This is a genomic window from Geodermatophilus sabuli, assembly GCF_900215145.1.
Classification (GTDB): Bacteria; Actinomycetota; Actinomycetes; order Mycobacteriales; family Geodermatophilaceae; genus Geodermatophilus; species Geodermatophilus sabuli.
Genome location: NZ_OBDO01000023.1, coordinates 1 through 1,538 on the forward strand (window position 1 = coordinate 1; position 1,538 = coordinate 1,538).

A 1,538-nucleotide genomic window follows, 5' to 3' on the forward strand; every position below is an offset into this window, starting at 1 on the left:
CTAGCTTTCGCCCTTGAGGTCAAGGGTCTCGTGCGGGCGGGCGTGAGCGGACCGGGCACTTTGGTGTCCGGCCTCGGGCAGCAGCGTGGTGGTCGGTCCGGCGATGGGGCCTGGTCGGCAGGCTGATGAGACGCCGTCGAGCGGCAGGCTTTCATGTGCGCCGTGGGCGGCCCCAGGGCGAGCGGGCGGCAAGCTAGGTTGCGCCGTCGTGCGGCATAGCTATCGCAGCCGTCACCGCTCGCTCTGGTGCCGGGCTCGACGGTAGCGCTGTTCGTCGAAGGGTTGCTGGGTCTTGAGCAGGGTGTAGGCCAGGCGGCAGGCGTGGCGGGCCAGTGCGATGCGCGCCGGGATGGGCCGCAGGCCTCGAGCACGCAGCTCGCGGTGGCGGTCGATGAAGGGACCGCAGTGCTGGGACAGGCCCCAGGCCAGGTTCATCAGCGCATCGCGGTGTTCGGGCAGCCCTTGACGGGAGATGGGGGTGCGCCGGTTGATCGTCGAGGACTGGTAGCTGCCCGGTGCCAGGCCGGTTGCGGAGTAGAGGTGCTCGGCGTCGGGGAACCGGTCGATGGGCAGGCTGAAGGCGGCGAAAGCCGCCGCTCGGGCGGTGGCCACTCCAGGCAGCGTGGTCAGCACCTGCCCGTCGCTGCCGGCCAGCAGGGCGGCGATCTCGCCGTCGACTGCGGCGATGTCGGCGGTCAGCGCGCGCCAGCGGGCCATGCTGCGGCCCAGTCGGGCGGCCCGCGCCGAAGCGTCGGCCGGCGGCGGCAGGCAGGTCCGCCATCGGTCAATCCAGAACTCCGCTTCGCGATCGCGGATCCGGCCGTGGGCTCGAGCCCGCAGCGACCGCAGCGAGGGTGGCCGGCCGGCGAAGGCGGCGGCGCAGTCGAGCACCGCCTGACCGATGACGCTGTCGACCTGCAACGCCCGGCCGTGCCCATCGGGAGCGGACAGGCCGGGGCAGAGGGCGTGCAACTGGTCGTGTAGGCGCTGCTGGGCCACCTTGTGCTCGCCGATCAGACCGCGGCGGTGGCGCACCGCGGCGGCCAACGCGTCGTGCCCCTGATCGGGCACCGGCCGGCCCTGGCCCTGGCGGGCCAGATAGGTCAGCGCGGCGCAGTCACGGTCGTCAGTCTTGAACCGCCGCGAGCCCAGCTGGGCCCGTGCGGCGGTGGTCTCCGAGGGGGCGAACAGTCGTACCGATCCAGGAAACCGCTGGTTGAGCTCGCGCATCCAGGCCTGATGCAGGCCTCCGGTCGCCTCGATGGCGAAGACCGGACGGGCAGGCCCGGTGTGGTCGACGACCAACCGGTGCAGCTGCTCCAGCCCCGGGCGTAGCACCGGCAGAGACAGCGGCGGCACCAGTTCACCGGCCTCACTGGTGCTCAGCCAGACCCGGTTGCTGACCTTCCCCGGATCGATCGCCACCACCAACGTCGACGCCGGAAGCGCCTCCTGCAGCAAGCCCACGACAACCTCCCGTCCACTGCGGAAACGTCGTCAGGACGTTCCCGCGGAAACGGGGTCAACGGCTATCAGCT

Annotated in this window: 1 protein-coding gene; it reads right to left on the bottom strand. The window is 71.7% G+C overall.

Features of this window, described 5'->3' with window-relative positions:
- Positions 1 to 231: 231 nt before the first annotated feature.
- On the bottom strand, positions 232 to 1,467 hold the full coding sequence (locus CRP39_RS26060) for an IS110 family RNA-guided transposase (protein WP_097209313.1): 1,236 nt from the start codon (positions 1,465 to 1,467) through the stop codon (positions 232 to 234).
- Between the last annotated feature and the right edge of the window lie 71 nt (positions 1,468 to 1,538).